The following is a 19006-nucleotide window of genomic DNA, read 5'->3' on the forward strand; positions in this document are numbered from 1 at the left end:
AGTCGGTGCTCTTTTTTTCATATTGGGGTACCACCAACAATCGGAAATTTTGTACGCTAAGCAAAATTCGACACGAAAAAAGCCAAAAACCAGTACGTTAAGGGATTTGGCTTTCATTATCGATTAATTTTTATTAAAATGCCTTTTCAGCTAAACAAACTTCTTAAGTAATATACTATACTATTCCCTAATAGGAATTTTACAGCAATTATTATAATTAATACAAAAGCGCCAGCCACAACTACTATTGATGATTTGTTCTTCTCTTTATCTGCCATGTACCGACCTCCTATTATCCGGACTTCAAAGTTACTAATCTGTTAAATATATGAATGACCAAGTAGGCTTTTGTTTGATTAGAATGGATTGTAGCACCATGTAGATTCCACTGATTCCGTCCAATGAGCCAATTGAAGTCCTTTTTACCCCGTCAAAAGATACATCCTCGAAGCCTAGTAAACTATCTTCATCTAGTTCATAAAGCAGTCTGGTGATTAATTGGTTTTTGAATACTGATAGGTCATCATCTAATGTTTCTATATACATTAAATGTGTTAAATGAATAAGTCCTGCAAGCCCATGACAGAAGGTAGGGCTTATAATGTTTAAATCTTCAAAGTTTCTATTACTCAATGATCTATAAGCAGTTACAGCCATTTTTTTATACTTCTCATTTTTTAAAGCTCTTCCACAAATCCATAAAGCCCTTGCTACGCCCGGTGTTCCATAACACCATCCATTAGCTCCTTTTTGATTATCCGATAAAGATTTATTTACATATTCATCATAATTTACTTTCGAAGGCCACCAAATTCCAAATTCATCCTTCTGAACCCAAGATACTAACTCATCTGCCATATCCTGAAGGGTTTCGGGCAAATTAACAAGCTCATACCCTTGTTCTATGGCTAGAGCCATGATCGATAGGGGGCCGCATATCCCATGGGCCATCCCCAAATCTAAATGTCCGCCGGGATAATTTTCCGAATCATTATTAAGTTGATTTTTCATGGTAATAAAATATCTGGGGATTCTGTTTCCTTTATAGTTAACAGTTTCATTTAATCGAATAAAATATTCTAAGATATTTTTAATGGAAATTTCCGCTTGTTTATTTTCCTTTAAAATTAAAAGATATCTGGCTATTCCAGCTAATCCATAAACCGTTTCAAAATCCAAACTTGTGGTTTGGCCTTCATTCAGATTTTTAGTTGCAATCTGTATATAAAGGTTTATATTTTCAAGTATTAAATCATTTAATTGACTGACAAAGCTTGAATAATTCTTTCCATCTGATAGCAAATAAACGGAAGCAGCAATTCCAGTGAGTCCTCCCCACAGTGATAAATTGTTTACTTTCCCCTCTGATATGGTTTGATTTAACAGCACCAACATCTTATATCCGTACTCTTCTAAAACAGAACTGTTGCTATTAATTTGCGAATGGAAAGAAACTAAACCTGATATTCCGGAAGCAAGTGTATAGTCCACATCCAAAGTTTGAGCATTTTCCACTTGTTTTAAAGTTGCAATAAGAATCTCAGGCTCTTTTAAATCCATAATTAGTTTATTTGTGAAATTTGATATGATCCGATTAATACTTTGATTCAAATCCGTTTCAATTACCTGCATGATCATACTAACCTCCCCTTCTATTAATGGAGTTGGGAAAAAGTTTTCTAATGCGCAGTTTGAAATTGCTCGATCTGCATATTGTACAGTTCCGCATATATTTCATCCTTTTCCATAAGTTCTTGATGTGTACCCATTTCCGCAATTTTTCCTCCATCGAGAACAAGTATCTTATGAGCATATCGAATAGTTGTATAACGGTGCGAGATAAAAATGCCAATTCGGTCATTTACCAGATTGTTAAACCTCTTAAATATATCTTTTTCAGCCTCAGGATCTAGGGCTGCACTAGGTTCATCCAGGATATACAAAGACGCATCTCTCATAAATGCTCTGGAAATAGCAATTCTTTGCCACTGTCCGCCGCTTAACTGATACCCGTCTTGGAAGTACTTACCAAGTTGTGTGTCTAAATAGTGGGGTAATTGGCATGTAAGGCTGGCAAGTCCCGCATTTTCGAGAGCTCTATTAATTTCAAAGTCATTTTCAATATTTTTAATATCCCCGAATCCCACATTGTTTCTGAGCGACATTTCATAGTGAACAAAATCTTGAAAGACCATTCCAATTTCTTTATACAATTGATTCTCGGTAAAAGATTTAATGTTCTCACCGTTGATTAGTATATCCCCTTCATAATCTGAATAAAGAAGTGTAATCAGTTTAACAAGCGTAGATTTACCAGACCCGTTTTTTCCGACTATCGCAAGTGTCTCTCCTTGCTCTAATTCGAATGAAATGCCTTTTAATGCATAAAAATCTGTACCTGGATACCTAAAGGAAACACTTCGAAATTCAATTGACCTAATTTTTTGATTGGATGCTATTTTTTTGTTAGATTTTGAATGCTTTGCAGACTCCGTTATATTTGCTTCCCGTGAGTAATCCAAGAAATTGAAGAGTTGTTCCACATACAAATTATTTTTGCAAATATCTACTATGTTAAATACGATATTTTGTGAATTAGTAAATGTTAAAGTTACGGCAGAAATATAAGCAACAAAGTTACCAATATTGATTTTACCGGCAAATGCCGAATAGGCAATATACATGATGATAGTGCTTATTAAGATGTTGCTAATTAATTGGGAAAATAATGATATTCCTGTTCTTTTATTAGCTAAAATCTTATCTTCTTTTAAGAAACCACTAATAATTGATTGATACTCGCTTAAAAAATGAGTATGTAATTGATTTAATTTAGCCTCTTTAAAACTGGAGTCTCTCGTTAATAAGAATGTCAAATACCAAGCTTTCCTGTGGCGTGGAATCCTTGAGTAATAAATTAGGAATTCCTTTTTCCCCAGATGTAAATAAGCAAAAAAGAATAATACAGGAATTAATCCGAGTGTTAACGCAATAATCCAATTCCAGGTTATTAAAATTGCCGCTGATGAAAACAGGGTAACAAATCCCGTTAATATTCCAAGAATTTGTTCGAAAATCTCGTAAGGTCTATAGTTAGCTTCTTGCTGAGACCTTTGTAGCTGATCCTGTATGTAGGCATTTTCAAAATTTGCCAGGCTCATGCTGCCTACTTTCTTAAAAATCTCCACATTTACAAAGTTTGAAATATAGGTTTGATAAATAGATTTACTATGCGTTTCAAAGATTGTGATAATCTCGTTCAGCAGTGTTAATCCAACAAAAACAGCAACAGCACTAGCGATAGGAAAAAAGCTACCTGTTCCCTGCATCTTCACTATTGTATTTACAATGCTTTGAGAAGCCAATAGGAGCAAAGCGGGAATTACACCCCTTGTTATATTAAAAATTAAAATCAATAAGAAATGTAAGGAATTTGCATTCCATAAAATTTTAAAAATTCTTGGCCAATACGAAAATGCAAACACAATATTTTTTAAGCTAACTGGTTTTTCTGATTGAGTTGAAGCTTGCATGGAGACCTCCCTATAAACCTATTAAACCGTTGTAAACTGCCGGGAGAAACTTTTAATAGCATGACGGTATAAAGTTAAGATCCTTGTTTCATATTCTCGGTCTATACCTATAAGGCGATTAAGGTGTAAGTGTATTAGACTGTCTAAAATGTCCGCTTTTGTGGAATATAAGTTACTCTTAACATATTTTGTAATGGAATTTGAATAAAATTGTAACGGCATCTCTCGTAATAACAGTAATTCTTCCAAGCTATTATCAAAAGGTATTTGTTCTGGATTTCGAGCCACAAACCTATCAAAGAAATCACCATATACCTCTTTATTTGTTCGATATTCAGTCAACCACTCTTTGTAATTAACCCGCTGGTTTAACCACTCCAGTTGGCTTAAAGGTTCAAAGCCAAAACATTTCATATAATGGTTAATATTCATAAATGCAACAATGTCAGTAGATACAGGCATACTCTCAAAGTGTATTTTTTTAATTAATTCCAGTGCAATAAGGCTGTCGAAATAGAATATATCTTCTGCCTGTTCTATAAGGTCTGGCCCCCCATATCTTTCAATTTCGGGATCATAAGTATCAAAGTTAGTCTTATAAACAATCCCTGTTTTCCTTAGCTTTTTTAACCATTTAACTAATGTAGGTAGTCCCTGATGAATTAGCATATCCGAAGGCGCCTTAAATCGAATCCTAATGTGGAAATTGGGATCTCTATATCGCATGAAAAAAAATAAATCAAACCACTCGTTATTCTGTATAAATTCATATAGGTGAGTACCAATTAGTTCGTTTTGACGATCCTCGGGACAATAAAGCTTAAGATAAATCCAATTTTCAAATGGAAATTCCATCCTCCTCTTCTGATTTATAAGTGGAAGAGATTTATTTGTATTAGGAATCACAACAGACGCTTTATCTCTTATGTCCTTATTTAAAAAGGAAAAAACATTTTCCCTACATATTTCATTGGTAGTTTGTGCTTCTAAATTCTCTGTCAATGTTAATATAGAGGCCCCCTTTAGCTTGCTCACCTCTTTGAATAGATCTTTTAAATGTTCATGATTATCCAAGTTAAGTAAGATTTTGTTATCAAAGTAGACTAAAAACACATACTGATCTATGTAGTATTTTTCTCTATATTGACTAAATTTCTCAATAAATGTTTCTTCTGAATCGCAATCTTGAAAGGTATTTGATCTTATATTCCACTTCGCAGGTGATAAAATAAAGTTTTTATATACAATTCTTGGGGTAAATGGAAGCCCTAAATTTGCGATATTATTAAAAAAGTACGGAAAATTATTTCCTGTTCTTTGTTCCCCCATTTCGAAAAGAAATCGATAAATGTTTGGACATAAGGAGGGGTTTAGCATGTGACTCGCTAAAGGTATCAGTTCTTTCCCCATGGATATTGATTTTAGATAAAGTCCGTCATGAGTAGCTCCTACCGCAATATCTTCTAAATCAATATTGTTTTGGGTGTGTATCTTGTTAGTAATGTTAATTGAATACTCTCTTCTTTCATCGGTTTGGCAAATGTTACCATTCCTCTCGCTGATCGGTGTGGGAATTACTTCTGCCAAAATGCTATCAGGAAAATGATCCTGTTCTTTTTTGGCAATTTCCTTCCAAATCATTTTATCTTTACTCTCTAAGTAAGGAGTAAATCTCCCCAATGTATTTCCTGCGCCCGCTGCATAAGGATTATGACTTAAAAGGAACTTTATTTTGCCGTTTCCTTCATTGATCTCTAAAAAATACATATCCATTGAAATTGGAAAATCCATCTCTTTTACAGGCATATTAACTTTTACTTTTTCCATATGATGTTCATTCAGCGAAAGCTCCGAAACACCATTTAAATTGCATTCTATTATTAAGTCCAGAAAAAATTTATCTATTTCCCCTAACCCTGTTGTTTTACTATTACCGCTAATCTGGTTTTTTGCGGGAGGATATTGATAATCACCAAGAGGCCCCAAGCCTATGCCTTCTTCCAATAGTTCTAAAACTGGCACTTCTCTTTCCAGCCCATAGTTTTGCAAGAATTTTGAATGATATTCTTTTAGCGCATGATTCTTATAACCACCATTATATGCATTCAAATGGCACAACAGATTTGCAACTTCTTCAAGTTCTTTTTTATGTTCATCGGCTAATTGATAAGGAGTGCCCATTGTAATTAGGTCTATTTTTAGAGGGGATCTTGTTTTTACTACACAGTTCATCTTCTCAACAATTTCTAAATAGAGATCCAGTCCTTCCCCTAGTTCCGTTTGTTCATATTTTTTAATAAGAAGCTCGATATCGATAAGCAAATATGTTAAAGGGAGTTCTTCATTTTCCCTAATAAGTATCTCCAATATATGAGTTAAACAATTTTTTGAATTGGGAGGCAGTAATTCGGTAGTAAGAAATTCTTGCTGAATTAATTGAACAATATAATTCTCTACGACTTCCAAACTAACCTCTTTGTATTTTCTATGTATACTTGAAACAAGCTCTTTATATAAAATGGGGGTTTTCGCCATCTTGAAAACCACTTCAGTTATTTCGTTATAATTAATTGAAGTAGCAATCAGTTCTTTATCTTTTGATTGTTCATTAATCATCTCTGTCGTGCAATTTAATTTAGCTCTATTCCCATTAATGAGCACTCCCTGGTTAACAGCGACTTTTATTCCATTTAAAACCTGTTTTTCAGCTTCTAGCAATCTTATCAACTTTCCAATCCACTCTCTGTCCGCCCGAACTTGCTTTTTAAAAGATCCAGTAGTCTTATTTATTTCGTTATCCATATTTGAAAATTCCCCCAAACCGACACTTGCACATAACCCAAATGGTGTTGGACGGGTTGAAAGACGATTTAAATATCTAAAAATCCCTTTAATTACATTCTTCTTACTTTTTTCCTTACTTTCCAAAGTGATTGTGTCTATGGATTCGAGAAGCGTTAAACTTGATACTGCTATAGCTTCTCGAATCATTTTATTTTCATTAACTAAATTTTTATAATAAGAAAGCTGTGCATCTATTGAAGAGTTGTTGTTAAATGTTTTTGCTAGATGTTTATAAAAGAAATTCACGGGCAAAATAGGAGTACGAACCATAAATTGATCAATAATCTCGAAAAATCCTTGATTGCCATTACGCTCATTCCTATATTGATTATGCATCTGCTATAATTTCCTTTCTGAAATATAAAAGAATAGTTCATCCCGTATCATACATACGGGATGAATCTTAACTTAGACTGTTCAATTCATCGCTATTTTAGATATTATTTGTTCCCGCATCCAAAAGAGATGCAGATAGCAGTTGGACAACGGCGAAGAGACTGCCTAATAATTGTTCCAATTGTATTTGGCTGTACTTCTCCTTGGAGTTTAACTGCATTTTTTTGAATGTCTAAATCAAATTTCTTTTCCATTTCTATTCCTCCAATATTTGTAATTGCGATCGATCACAATTACAAATTTAGTATATCAACCTCATGGATGTCAACTCCTCCCACTTTAAGAATATATTAACAATATTTTGTGGTGGAATTTTGTATTTCTAAAACTTTACTTGTATTACATTCTTCTAACATTATTGCTTTGTTCTTAACTTTTCTGTTCATTTACATATATAAGAAAACGACTCCCTCAAGAGGAAGTCGTTTTAGATTTTGGTTTATTTTTCTCTTTATTGTCAATTGCTGTACCATATATGATAATCACAAAGCTTAATGCAGTATTAACGAACATGTTAAGAATTAACAGAAGAATTGGAAATTCAATATTTGGTTTCCAATAGAAATTCATCAAATTAATTAAGAGCCCAATTATGATTGTGTGAATGGTTGCCCCGATAACCTTAACTATCGGATTCTTATGCTTAGCTGCATATATAGCAAGGGGAGCTAATATGATCATACTTGTATAAGATATAATAGCCAACCAACTCCCTAATTCAATGGAGTAATCAGGAATCAGTGAGGGCAATACCTTCATGATCAACTTTAAGCTAAACATATAAAAGCTCAAATAAAAAATTACTCCTATTGTATTTAAAAAGAAACGTTCTACAATCAGATTCAATATTTTATATTGTTTTTTTCTAATTTCATATATTATTTCAGCAGCAACAACAATGATTATTATTCCTAACATAACGTATAATTGAGTTCCTGGTATATTTCCCTTAAAAATTTCTATTAAAAATTTTACAACCTCGATTAGTTCACCCAACATTAAATTCACCTCTTATTATTTTCAAGTTTTTCAAAAACTTCAAGTAAATTCTCCGCAATGAATTTCACTTCATTAACCTGGGCGATATTTCGTAACATCCCTTTTACGATGATGATATCCGGGTTCTTTTTCTTCATTTCACTATTGATTAAAATAAGCGATGATTCTACTTCGCGAATGGAATCTGGGGACAGATAAACGCTTTGAATAATTTTATTAATAGAGCAGAGCTTTTCGTAGATTTCACCGATGTAAATGTTTTTATTATTTGCCTCTACTCTCTGCAAATAGTTTTCGCTTAAAATTGGTTCTATCTCTTTGCTTTTGAATCCATTAAATACACAAACAACCGTGTCTGATATAAAACCAACCAAATCATCAATAGAAATATCGGCGCCATCCAGGATGACAACTGCAGAGTATTCCTCAATCAGACTATTTAGAATAATAGCCATATCTAATACACAGTGATTCAATTCTTTTCCACCAACATATTTCATCAGTTCTTGAAATCTACGGTAGATTTTATTCCGTTTATCTTGAATAAACCCGATTACTGATTCGTCATTTATATTCTGTTCCTTCATTTGCATGATAAGGAAATCTTCATGTTCTAAAGCAACCGACAAATAGCTCTTTAAAACGCCGTGCAAATAATCTATTCTCTGGTCAAACGTTCCTTTTACATGGGGGGGTTCCTTATCCAAACTTTTATAAAGACAATCTAAGTAATGTTCATAAATAGCTACAAGAATACTCTTCTTTGAGGAAAAGTGGGTATAAAGAGTACCCCGTGCGATTCCTGTACAATTTGCTATTTCTTGAACATTAGTCAAATGATAACCTTTTTCCGAAAATAGTTTTAAGGCTGCTTGGATAATTTTCTCCCTCATTGTCAACACCCCAATAATAGATAGTCTATTTTAATAATTGAACTGAACAGTCTAGTCGATGCAAATTTTATACTTAAATGGATAAATAATCAATATATATTTATGGTTAATTGGAAAAAAAAACAAAAGCATCACTATTTCTTATATGCAAAGTAAAAAACTATTCGTCAATATTATGAAATGGCGGCCTTAACAGAACTCAAAAACCATATCCGTTCTGGTGATGTTTAGGTTGAAGGCAGTCGGCTACGGATCAAGTTTTTGGGTTAAGTCATTTATTGGGATTCCGTTTCGCACCAATGCTAAGAGATATAAGTGACGCAAAGTTATATACCATTTCTTCGCCTAATGACTTTCCAAATATAAAAGGCATATTACGAGGCAAGATTAACACGAAGGTCATTAATGAAAATTTTGATGATGTATTAAGGCTGGCACATTCAATTAGGGAAGGAAGGGCTTCTGGGTCATTAATGATGGGAAAACTAGGCTCATATGCAAGACAAAGCAACATTGCAACAGCACTTCGGGAAATTGGAAGAATTGAAAAGACAATTTTTATTCTTGACTACATTACGAATGAAACATTAAGAAGAAGACATCTTGGGTTAAATAAGGGAGAAGCCATGAATGGACTAGCCGGTGCCCTATTTTTTGGTAAGCGTGGGGAATTAAGAGAGCGTGGTGTACAGAATCAACTACAAAGGGCAAGTGCTTTAAATATATAATCAATGCGATAAGCGTTTGGAACACGGAGTTTTTAGGAGAAGCAACAAAAGAATTTAAGAAGAATCATGCCCTGAAGGAGGAATTACTCCCACATATTTCACCACTGAGCTGGGAACATATTAATCTTCTTGGGGGAATACAAGTTTGATTCAAATAAAATACCTGCTAACATGCTAGATGCTAGACCTTTGAAAAATAATTAATCAATAACAAAAGCCAAATCCCATTGCGTACAGGTTCTTGGCTTTTTTATGTTGAATTTTGTTTAGCGTTCAAAATTTCCGAAATGTTGGCGGTACCCCATATTGGGTTAGCAGGGAATTAAGCCGGCGCAAGTAACGACTGCCTATCCGCAAGCAATTCCTGCTTATTTATTAGCCAAAAAACGCTGCCTGGAAACAGGGGCAGCGTTTTTTGAGAACTCTAATTATTGTGCTTCAATTAAGCCATAGCGGCCGTCTTTACGCTTGTAAACCACGTTAGTGCGGTTTGTTTCAGCGTTAGTAAATACATAGAAGTTATGACCTAACAGGTTCATTTGCAGAATCGCTTCTTCACTGTCCATTGGCTTTAGATCAAAGCGTTTTGTACGGACTAGCTCTAGTTCATCATCGTCATGAACATCGTTATTTGTATTAGTAAATTGGAAAGGAACGGTCCCTTTCTCACGGAATTTGCGGTTAATTTTTGTTTTATGTTTCCGAATTTGACGCTCTAGTTTGTCACCAATCAAGTCAATCGCCGCATACATATCAGAATTGGTCTCTTCCGCACGTAAAACTAAATTTTGCAGCGGAATGGTGATCTCAACCTTTGATGTTTTATCTGGATTGAATCTAAGATTAACATTTACTTTTGCATCGGGTGCTTCAGTAAAATAACGCTCCAATTTAGAAATTTTCTTTTCAACATATTCTCTAATTGCTGGAGTTACCTCAATGTTTTCACCACGTACGTTATAGTTCATCTGTGGATTCCTCCTTTTTTTAAGGCTATGTAGTTACATTTCTATTTTACCCTATGATTCTCCTGCTAATTAGGAAGAAATTATTTGTCGAATTATTGACAAAAACATTGGGTAAATAGTGACAATGCTTCAACACCACCTTTTCCTGGGAAGGTAATTTTATACCTGAGCAACGGCTCAATTATATTTTAATATTACAAGGGACAACTTTCCAGTAAAAAGGGCCATGAATAAGGTAAATTGATGTAAAAATTAAGGAGGGCCCCGTGATGACTCAAGAAGAGAGAAGACTGCTTGCCTGGCACGAAACATTGGAGCTGCATGAATTAGTTGCTTTCCAAGCAACCGGATTAATGAAGTTAAAAATGTCAATTAATAAAGTAACCGATAATGAATTAAAGGAGCTTTATCGAAAAGGTATTCATGATCTTGAAACAAATTTGAATGAACTGCTTAAATTTTACCCACAGGCGCAAGGCTATCAATCGCGTGACAATGATGCTCGTGAAGACTTGGGCTTTTTCGCTGCTGACTTGCTCGCCCTTTCCAAAAGTTTGGTGCGAAATCTTGCGGCGGCGATTACGGAAACAGCAACACCTTCATTGCGTAAGGTTCTAACCCGTCAGCTTACAGGCGCCATCCATGGCCATGAAAGAGTATTCAACTACATGCACAAACACGGCTACTATCCGGCCTACGACTTAGGCCGCCTACTCGGCCACGACATCGAAAACGCCAACAAAGCCCTAAAAATGCGCTATTGAAATATCTTGATGGTTCCTTCACTGGTGCCTGACACCACTCGTGGACATTTGTCCGTATGGGATGGACACTTTGGCAAAAAATGTGTCCATCTCCAGTGGACAAAATGGCGTTTTTGTCTTTTTGTGGTGCCTGACACCACTATTGTTGACACCACTATTGTAACGCACCACTATTGACACGATTATCGGGCAAGCGTTACCGATTGGATGCTTTGGGCTCCTGCTTGTTTGAGCAGTTTTGCTGCGTGCCTTACGGTTGAGCCGGTGGTGTAGACATCATCGATGAGAAGAATCTTTTTATCTTGGATATCTGCTTCGGGGATGAGCTTGAATACTTGGGGATGGTGGATCCGTTCTAATCTTGACTTTTTTGATTGTTTCTCTGAATGGATGCGGGTGAGGATTTCCGAAGAAGGCAGACCCGCTTCCACCAACAGTGCAGACGCTTGATTAAAGCCGCGCTCATACAGCCTTACTTCGCTTAAAGGTATCGGGACAAATAAATCAGCTTCCAGGTTCTTTATGACCTCCTTTAAATAAGCAGCAAACACTCTGGCAAGTGCATAATCGCCGCGAAATTTATACTTAGCAATCACTTCTTTTACAAACTCATTGTAAAGAAATAACGAGTAGTTTTTTGTCAAAAACCCCTGCCATTGCCCATCCTCCTCCCAACGGAAACAATCGTGACAGAGATCGCCATCGCGAAATTTCTCTTCAACCAAACATAATGGGCGGCCACAGATTCGGCATGTTTCCCCGGAGATTTTCTCCAGCTTCCCTTTACATTCGGTGCAAATCAGCCGTTCTTTTTCTACTGAAAAAATTGCTCTCCAGCCAATCTCCGGCATCATCCGCTGATGACAAATCAGACAATAATTTTCTGGAAAAAGAACCATTTGAAATATCCCCTTTCTTACAGGTGTATTAGTCTTAGAATCCCACTGGCTTTAGCCGTGGGAGTGTTACAGATCAATCAACTTGCGCTTAACACCTTCTTTGTTCATGGATACAATTTGCCGCTGCGCACTTACCATTGCCTCAGTTTTTCCATAGTGGAAAAAGGTCACCACCCCATCAGGGAAGTCCTTACTCCTGCCGGCTCGACCAGCGATTTGTACCAGGGCACTTTCGCTAAAAATGTCATCCTCCGCTCCGACAACCGCAACATCGATATTAGGGAAAGTAACGCCCCGCTCGAGAATCGTAGTCGTCAGCAGCAACGCGATTTCCTTGGAGCGCATTCTTAATACTTTTTCTTTCCGTTCAGGATCTTCGGCATGAACTGCTTCAATATTGGGGACAAACTTTCTTAGAATGTGGAGGGCTTTTTCCATTAGCGGAATATGTGGAAAAAAGACTAGCGCCTGTTTGCCGACCTCCAGCCGTTTTTGAATCCATTTGAGTAGATTTGTCGGGAGTTTATTTTGCTGAAGCTGCTTTTGCCAATTTCCGCACCAGACGAATTCAGGGACAGGCAGAGGATGGCGATGGAACCTAGCGGGGATGACGGTAAATGCTCTTTTTCCGGAAAGGCATTCCTTTTGCCATTTGACATTCGGGGTAGCCGTTAAGTAAACAATCGCCGACTCCGGTTTGCGTGCCTGAACCGCTGCATATTGAAGCGATTCCTCCACTGTATAAGGAAAGGCATCAACCTCATCTAAAATGAGCGCATCAAAGGCATGATAAAAACGCAGCAGCTGGTGGGTAGTTGCGATCGTCAGCGGGGCGTACGTATGGCGGTCCTGGCTGCCACCATAAAGTGAAGCAACCTCTATCTTCGGAAATGCTGCTCTTATCCGGGGAGTAAGTTCAAGCACGACATCTGTTCTTGGGGTTGCAATACAAATTCTTTTGCCGGCTGCAATCCCGGCCTCAATCCCGGCAAACAGCACCTCTGTCTTCCCCGCTCCGCAAACTGCCCAAATTAACCACTCTTTCTCTTGCAATATCGCTTCAGTCACTCGATTGGAGGCTTCCAATTGACCTTCGGAAAGTGCCCCTTGCCAATCCAATATATTTTGTGGTGAGCCGGTGTCAGGAACCGGGCCATTCCAGCCAATTAACGGTGTACATTCACTGATTCGCCCCATCATCAGACAATGCCGGCAATAGCGGCAGGTTTCACCACAGCGGGCACATGGGAAAGTCGCGAACCAGTGTGGCTCCTGATTGCCGCACCTGGCACATAACAGCTTTTTCCCGTCGTATTCAATTCCTTTGCGGCAGGTTATGTATCCATTGTCATAATGGGCTTGGATTTCTGCAAGCGAGAACGGGAGATCATCTAATAGGAGTTGTTTTCCGGTTAAGAATAGCTGGAGTTTGGGGTCGAATGGAAAATTGGGATTTAGCGGAGGCTGAGGGATATCCGGGATTTCCGAAATGCGCTGAGAGTCTTTTGAAAAACTTTTCTGGAACGTCAGCCTTCCATCTTTTAGGAGAAAACGCATAGCGGCACCTCTTTTGGAATAATTTAAATACCTTTGGATTGCTTTGACATAGAATGTCAAAATCCCTCCCCAAGAGTGAATGATATTGTTAAATTTGTTTGAACTTTAACGATTAAGAAAAACCATTCCAGCCAAGACCGGAATGGCAGCAAATTTTATTGCAGTTTTATTTCTTCATCCACCCCATCCCCATCGAGCCTTCGCCAAGGTGGGTACCGATGACTGCGCCGAAATAGCTAATCGAGAATTCAACGTTGGGGTACATGGCAGCCAGCTCATCACGCCATTCCAGTGCTTCTTGTTCACGGTTAGCGTGAATGATCACGGCGCGATATTGCCCGCCTTTAGCAGCGTCTTCCCCCAACAAATCGGCAATTCGCTTTAAAGCCTTTTTCCGTGTTCGAATTTTTTCAAACGGAACGATGACCTTATTTTCAAAATGCAGCAGCGGTTTTACCTGTAACAAACTTCCAAAGAAAGCTGCAGCTCCCGACAGACGGCCGCCGCGCTGCAGGTGTGATAAATCATCTACCATAAAATAAGCACGTGCTGTTGCTTTCAATTCCTCCAAGCGGGCGATAATCACCTCAGGGTCCTCGCCCCGTTCAGCCCATTCCGCAGCTTCTAAAGCATAAAAACCTTGAACCATGCAGCTAATTTCAGAGTCAAACGCATATACCTTTATCCCTTCCACCATCGTACCTGCTGTAATTGCCCCTTGGTATGTGCCACTAATACCGCTGGACAGGTGGACGCTGATAACTGCGTCGTAATCTTCAGCTAAATTCTCAAATAACTCGACAAATTGGCCAATTGGCGGTTGTGATGTAGTAGGCAGTTCCTTCGTCTTGACCTCTTCATAGAACTGGTCCCAGGTGATATCGATTTCTTCTTGATAGACCTCATCCCCAAAAATTACATTCAACGGGATCATATGTATATTCGCTTTTTTTCGCATTTCCTTTGGAATGTACGCGGTACTATCGGTTACTACTGCCGTTTTCATATCGCAACCATCCTTATCTTTTTCTACTAACTATCTACATAGTTAATATTTTATCCGAAAAGGAGAGAAATTGCATTAATTAACGCGAAAACAGTTAATAACTAAAAAGAGGTTGATTCAAAGACAGCTGCTATCTTTAAACCAACCTCTTTTCTCATTCCTTATTATTTGTTTGAAAACCAGCCTGTTGGTCCTACCGCCAGATTGATGTTAATTTGTTTTACTTCTTGGAACTCATCCAGCCCAAAGGTTCCAAGACTTGAACCTATACCACTTTGTTTATATCCATGCCATGGTGCTTCATTATAGGTTGGGCCATACGTATTAATCCAAGTAATACCAGCCCGTACTTCCTTTATTACCCGCATTGCTTTGGCACCATCTGATGTGAATACACCACCTGCAAGGCCATAGATCGTGTCATTTGCCAGTTTAATGGCTTCTTCCTCATCTTTGAATTTTTGAATCACGGCAACAGGCCCAAAGATTTCTTCTCTTACAATCCGCATCTCCGGAGTTACATCAATGAACACAGTTGGTTCAACAAAAAATCCTTTGTCTAACCCATTTTTCGTCAGACGGTTACCGCCGCAAGCGAGCGTAGCACCTTCTTGTTTACCGATTTCAATATATTCTAAAATGGTATTCAATTGTGCTTCACTAACAATGGCCCCCATTTCAGAGCCTTCTTCTAATCCTGGTCCCACTTTGATATTTTTAGCGCGTCTGACGAACTCCTCAACAAATTGATCATAAATGCTGTCTTCGACAATAATTCGGCTTCCAGCAGAACATACTTGACCGGAACCAAAGAAAATACCAACTAAGGCATTATCAACAGCAGCTTCGAAATCGGCATCGGCAAAAATAATATTTGGTGACTTGCCACCCAGTTCAAGCGAGATTTTTTTCAAATTGCCTGCAGCATTGCGCATAATGCTTCTACCAACCTCAGTGCTTCCGGTAAATGAAACCATATCGACATCTGGGCTGGCCGCTATTACCTCACCAATTACAGAACCTTTTCCTAATACTAGATTCACGACACCTTTTGGAACCCCAACCTCTTCAATGATTTCAACCAGTTTCGTCGCTGTTACTGGAGTTACCTCAGCAGGCTTATAGACAATAGTATTTCCAGCTGCTAATGCCGGAGCAAATTTCCACACACTCATTAAGAATGGAAAGTTCCATGGTACAATTAGTCCTGTAACCCCAATTGGTTCACGAATAACCATTGCTTGTACCGGATCGGCAACATGGTACGTTTCTCCATCCGGAGTTCTAATCAGACCTGCATAATAGCGGAAACAAGATGCAGCATCATGGATATCAATATCAGCCTCCGCTTTAATTTTTCCATTATCTTTTACTTCAAGTTCTACTAGCTCATCATGTTTTTCATCGATTTTATCGGCAATTTTCAGGAGGTATTCCGCACGTTCTTGTGCACTGATCTTAGACCAAATACCGCTATTAAAAGCTTCCTTTGCCGCTTTAATGGCTTCCTCCGTTTCTTCAACGGTTGCTCTGGGAGCGATCGCAATTAATTCACCATTTGCCGGGTTCATCACCTTATTGGTATCTTGATTGCTGGAAAGCCGCCATTCCCCATTAATATACATTTTTAATTCGATTACTTGAGTGGTTGTTGTCATAACTATCGCCTCCTATTATATTAAATAGCTCTTTTAGAGCGTGGAACAATTGGTTTACAGTTCCAGAACAAGCTCTTTTTCGGATTCTTTGGCTCTGGAGCAACAAGTTAAAATAACTTTCTTTGAACCTCTTTCACCATCTTTGTAGAAGTGATCACGATGATCCACTTCTCCTTCCATCACCTGCACTTCGCAGCTCCCACATCCGCCTACTTTACAAGAATGGGGAGCCTGAACCCCAGCCTTTAATAGCGCTTCTAATAACGTTTCTTCTTCAGAAACTGCCACTTTCTTATTGCTGTTCGTCAGTTTTACAACAAAAGGATTTTTTGGCCCTTTATCAGCAACAGCAAATAATTCAAAATGAATGGCGTAGCTTGGGTAACCATAGCTTTCAGCGGCTTCTCTAAACTCTTTTACCATTGAAGCGGGTCCACAGAAATAGACATGTGAGCCAATTCGATGTTCAGCCATTGTAACAGGTGTCATTTTTTTCGGAATCTCTGTTCTAGAAAAATAGAAATGACATTTTCCAGGATATTTTGCCATCAAATAATCATAAAACGCGCAATCCTCTTTTGTTCTTGCCGCATAATGCAATTCGAACGATTTACCTTCAGCTGTTAAATCTTCCATCATCGTCATAAATGGAGTAATCCCGATTCCGGCGGCATAAAACACGTGATGTTTCGCTGCTTTAAAAGCCAGTGGGAAATGGTTTTTTGGCCAACTGATTTCTAACCGATCTCCCACTTTAATTTCATCATGCCAATAAACAGAGCCACCTCTTGAATGGTCGTCTTTCCGAATAGCAATCGCATATTGGGTACGGTCGGTTGGATGACTAACAAGTGAGTAGTTCCTTTCAATGGTCTCAGCGCCATTTTTTACATAAGTGGCAATATGGGATCCCCCGGTAAAGGCAGGCAGTAATTCTCGATCAACCGGATACAAGTGGAAGCGCTTTATATATTTTGTTTCCTGGACTATTTTTCCTACGTATACTTCAATCTTTCCGAATGCTTTCATCAAAATCACTCCCATCGTTATGTCCTTCAGTTAATTTGTAGTTGCAAAAGCAGGGTTGTAAGGATAGCCAATATATCCTTTGCGCTCTCTTGAGAAGAAAGGGCCAATTTCCAGACTGATTTGGCAATGGTCGCAGACAATATCCGTTTCTTCTGCCGCTGCTTCTTGCAAATGATAGCATTTTAAACAATAAACATAACGTTTCTTCTTGCCAGAAATTAGTGTCTGAATTTCACCTTCTGAAAAGCCAGCCTCAATGGCCGCTGCAAAAATAGATACAGCATCCTCCCATTTAGCTGAAATATAAAGTTGCGTCCCCATTTTTTGCTGATCTAATATTTCATTAACATGGCTCAGTTGTGTTTCATCATTAAACTCAATGAGCTCATATTCTGTTTGACCATTTATTTCGTCAATCAATTGTTGGATGGCGTCTGCTTCTTTTGGTTCAGCAGAAATAATCAGTATTTTTCTGCAATCCTGTCTTACCGTAAATTTTTCTACAATGGTTACCGATTTATCAAATAATACCGGGTTGCTATATACCATTCTCGATACCTCCAATCTTTAAGGCTTTAGTTCGTTTGGAACTCTATTTTTTCGACTAAGTTTTTTAAATATTCCACTGTAGGCTCAATAAACGGGCTAAACCCTTTATATTCAGCCATTGGCTTTGGAATATCTGAAAGAATTGAGTAGGTTTGATTCAGCCATTCTGGCCTTAATACTAAATCTTTCATTGCCAGGAACTGCGTATTTAACACGAACAAAATCGCATTACTTCTTGGCATCCGATAGAAAAATTGTTCTTCTACACGCAGTCTGACGAGATCGCCGGCATTTTCAGGAGTGACCAAAAAGCGTGTTGGACCCCAAGTATCAAAGGTTTCATAGTTTACATCCCAACGATTCGCCATCAAGTTCCAGTTAATTCTCGTCCAAGGTTCACCAGGTAAAACATTGCGGATTAAGAAATTACGGACTCTTTCAGCCAGCGGTACACCCGTACGTGACACAAACGGCACCGGTGCGTGAATTTCGTCAAAGGTCATTCCTTTATTCCAGTGAGGTGAGAATAACGCGGCATAAGATTCTTGGGCGACTTCCAAATATAGATTATCATCTCTGTGAACCATTAAAACGAAGTCCGTGGTAAAGTGACGGCCAATTAAATCAAGCGGCTCAAGCTCGATACTGGATGCATCTCCAAAAATAAACGATTCCGTTTCATTTAAGATGTAGTTATGGAAAGTCCAATGATTACCGTTCTTTTCTACCTGAAAGTGCTCCGGATAGCGATCAACCGCCATTTCAATCAGCATTTCTACTACTTCCCATTGCATTGCCATCGTATGTGGATAGGATTGGAATCTTACTGCAGGCTGTTCTTTCAGTAATTCTCTTTTTCTTTTGATTTGTTTTTCATATTCTGGTGTGATGACAACACAATTTGTATGATCCTTTTCAAGTTTTCTTAAGTCGTTGGAATACCGATAGTTAGAACCTTCTTTAATATTATGAAAAGGGTAGGGAAATAGATCGAGATTAGTAGATTCGTACACACTAAATTCCTCCTTTGATTTTGAATCATAATATAATTTTTTGGATAAATAATCAGAAAATTATATTATTTACTTCACTAGTAATGCAATAACTGTGCCAATTTTAAAATATGGATTTCCTAAGTTTTTATACCTTTGCAATATTGTTAAAATTTCATTTACAAAATATC

General features: G+C 37.8%; 16 protein-coding genes and 1 pseudogene. 2 read left to right on the top strand and 15 right to left on the bottom strand.

What is annotated here, in order from left to right; translation table 11 throughout:
* Positions 1–146: 146 nt before the first annotated feature.
* From JK635_RS24835 to JK635_RS23005, 7 genes are all read right to left on the bottom strand, one after another.
* Positions 147–278, bottom strand: a complete 132-nt coding sequence (locus tag JK635_RS24835) for a hypothetical protein (protein ID WP_306792991.1) — start codon at positions 276–278, stop codon at positions 147–149.
* A 34-nt stretch (positions 279–312) separates the two neighbouring features.
* Positions 313–1632: a lanthionine synthetase C family protein gene (locus tag JK635_RS22980; protein WP_202656274.1), complete on the bottom strand. Its 1320-nt coding sequence runs from the start codon at positions 1630–1632 to the stop codon at positions 313–315.
* Between the two features lie 47 nt (positions 1633–1679).
* The gene (locus JK635_RS22985; RefSeq protein WP_202656275.1) at positions 1680–3533 is read right to left on the bottom strand and encodes an ABC transporter ATP-binding protein; all 1854 of its coding nucleotides are present in this window, start codon (positions 3531–3533) and stop codon (positions 1680–1682) included.
* Between the two features lie 21 nt (positions 3534–3554).
* Positions 3555–6713: a lantibiotic dehydratase gene (locus JK635_RS22990; RefSeq protein WP_202656276.1), complete on the bottom strand. Its 3159-nt coding sequence runs from the start codon at positions 6711–6713 to the stop codon at positions 3555–3557.
* 104 nt (positions 6714–6817) lie between these two features.
* The gene (locus tag JK635_RS22995) at positions 6818–6967 is read right to left on the bottom strand and encodes a hypothetical protein (RefSeq protein WP_202656277.1); all 150 of its coding nucleotides are present in this window, start codon (positions 6965–6967) and stop codon (positions 6818–6820) included.
* Positions 6968–7184: 217 nt separating this feature from the next.
* Positions 7185–7772, bottom strand: coding sequence for a hypothetical protein (locus JK635_RS23000; RefSeq protein WP_202656278.1), 588 nt, complete (start codon positions 7770–7772; stop codon positions 7185–7187).
* A 5-nt stretch (positions 7773–7777) separates the two neighbouring features.
* A complete protein-coding gene (locus JK635_RS23005) occupies positions 7778–8665 on the bottom strand; it encodes a TetR/AcrR family transcriptional regulator (RefSeq protein WP_202656279.1) in 888 nt (295 codons plus the stop codon).
* A gap of 299 nt (positions 8666–8964) precedes the next feature.
* Here JK635_RS23005 and JK635_RS23010 point away from each other — a divergent pair.
* A pseudogene (locus tag JK635_RS23010) lies at positions 8965–9542 on the top strand (Tn3 family transposase).
* Between the two features lie 279 nt (positions 9543–9821).
* Here the strand turns inward: JK635_RS23010 and hpf are convergent.
* Positions 9822–10361: a ribosome hibernation-promoting factor, HPF/YfiA family gene (gene hpf, locus JK635_RS23015; RefSeq protein WP_202656280.1), complete on the bottom strand. Its 540-nt coding sequence runs from the start codon at positions 10359–10361 to the stop codon at positions 9822–9824.
* Positions 10362–10630: 269 nt separating this feature from the next.
* Here hpf and JK635_RS23020 point away from each other — a divergent pair, with 269 nt between their 5' ends.
* Positions 10631–11125 (top strand): spore coat protein, encoded by a 495-nt coding sequence (locus tag JK635_RS23020; RefSeq protein WP_202656281.1) that lies wholly within the window; start codon positions 10631–10633, stop codon positions 11123–11125.
* Positions 11126–11307: 182 nt separating this feature from the next.
* Here the strand turns inward: JK635_RS23020 and JK635_RS23025 are convergent, their stop codons facing one another.
* The 7 genes from JK635_RS23025 to JK635_RS23055 all read right to left on the bottom strand — a co-directional run bounded on the left by JK635_RS23025 (position 11308) and on the right by JK635_RS23055 (position 18836).
* Positions 11308–12024, bottom strand: coding sequence for a ComFC family protein (locus JK635_RS23025; RefSeq protein WP_202656282.1), 717 nt, complete (start codon positions 12022–12024; stop codon positions 11308–11310).
* A 66-nt stretch (positions 12025–12090) separates the two neighbouring features.
* On the bottom strand, positions 12091–13581 hold the full coding sequence (locus JK635_RS23030; protein ID WP_202656284.1) for an ATP-dependent helicase ComFA: 1491 nt from the start codon (positions 13579–13581) through the stop codon (positions 12091–12093).
* Positions 13582–13747: 166 nt separating this feature from the next.
* Entirely contained in the window at positions 13748–14587 is an 840-nt protein-coding gene (locus JK635_RS23035; RefSeq protein WP_202656286.1) for a DegV family protein, read from the bottom strand.
* Positions 14588–14751: 164 nt separating this feature from the next.
* Complete coding sequence (locus tag JK635_RS23040) at positions 14752–16245, bottom strand: aldehyde dehydrogenase family protein (RefSeq protein ID WP_235888333.1); 1494 nt, start codon at positions 16243–16245, stop codon at positions 14752–14754.
* Positions 16246–16299: 54 nt separating this feature from the next.
* Positions 16300–17274, bottom strand: coding sequence for a PDR/VanB family oxidoreductase (locus tag JK635_RS24840; RefSeq protein ID WP_202656287.1), 975 nt, complete (start codon positions 17272–17274; stop codon positions 16300–16302).
* A 30-nt stretch (positions 17275–17304) separates the two neighbouring features.
* Positions 17305–17823, bottom strand: coding sequence for a dimethylamine monooxygenase subunit DmmA family protein (locus JK635_RS23050; RefSeq protein ID WP_202656288.1), 519 nt, complete (start codon positions 17821–17823; stop codon positions 17305–17307).
* A 26-nt stretch (positions 17824–17849) separates the two neighbouring features.
* Positions 17850–18836, bottom strand: a complete 987-nt coding sequence (locus tag JK635_RS23055; protein WP_202656289.1) for a heme-dependent oxidative N-demethylase family protein — start codon at positions 18834–18836, stop codon at positions 17850–17852.
* Between the last annotated feature and the right edge of the window lie 170 nt (positions 18837–19006).

The organism is Neobacillus paridis (assembly GCF_016765675.1).
Lineage (GTDB): Bacteria > Bacillota > Bacilli > Bacillales > Cytobacillaceae > Neobacillus > Neobacillus paridis.